Source organism: Oleiphilus sp. HI0080, from assembly GCF_001635135.1.
The window spans coordinates 1-1,122 of sequence record NZ_LWFU01001162.1; the positions used below are offsets into that span (position 1 = coordinate 1).

Below are 1,122 nucleotides of genomic sequence, written 5' to 3' on the forward strand. Positions count from 1 at the left end.
GTACTCTACCTCAACACGGAGTGCGCATGAGCGAACAATCACAAAGCCCGGCCAAAGCGGCAAAAATCACCGACGCAAACATCAGTAAAACCGCAAAAGTAGACGAGCTTTCGACTACGCCTTTTCCTGCTTCTACAAAGATCTATGTCAAAGGCAGTCGTGACGATATTCAGGTTGCGATGCGTGAAATAGCGTTGACGCCAACTAAGTTGCAGGACGGTACGGAAGAGCCAAATGCGCCTGTTCGTGTTTACGATACCTCTGGCCCTTATACCGACCCGAATAAAGAAATTGATGTACGGCTTGGATTAAGTCCCTTAAGAGAAAAGTGGATTCTTGAGCGTAATGATACAGAGTTACTTGAAGGCTTTAGCTCTGAGTATGCAAATGTTCGTGATCAAAACCTGACGCTAGAAGGCCTCCGCTTTGAATACAAGCGTCAGCCGCGCAAGGCAAAAGCAGGCCAAAATGTCTCGCAAATGCACTACGCGCGTAAAGGGATTATTACACCAGAAATGGAATACATTGCGATTCGTGAAAACCTCGCTTTACAAGAGCATGAGCTAGACCAGGCCATTGCACAGCAACATCCGGGACAAAGCTTTGGCGCATCGATTCCAAAGATTATTACACCTGAATTTGTTCGAGATGAAGTCGCACGCGGCCGGGCGGTAATTCCAAACAACATTAACCACCCTGAAACAGAGCCAATGATTATTGGTCGTAACTTTCGTACAAAAGTGAACGCGAATATTGGCAACTCAGCGGTGACATCATCCATTCAGGAAGAGGTCGAGAAAACAGTTTGGTCGACTCGATGGGGCGCAGATACCGTAATGGATTTGAGCACCGGCGAGAACATCCATGAAACGCGTGAGTGGATTATTCGTAATTCGTCAGTACCGATTGGTACAGTGCCAATTTACCAAGCGTTAGAAAAATGCGGCGGAATTGCTGAAGACCTTACGTGGGAGCTTTATCGCGATACGCTGATTGAGCAGGCAGAGCAGGGCGTTGATTACTTCACGATCCACGCTGGCGTGTTGCTGCGTTACGTGCCAATGACGGCAAAGCGTGTGACAGGGATTGTGAGTCGAGGAGGTTCCATCATGGCTAAGTGGT

At 48.0% G+C, this 1,122-nt stretch carries 1 protein-coding gene; it reads left to right on the forward strand.

Annotated features, from left to right (window positions below; genetic code table 11):
- Positions 1-26: 26 nt before the first annotated feature.
- The coding region (locus A3751_RS20800; protein ID WP_197466576.1) for a phosphomethylpyrimidine synthase ThiC at positions 27-1,122 on the forward strand (1,096 nt) is incomplete at its 3' end.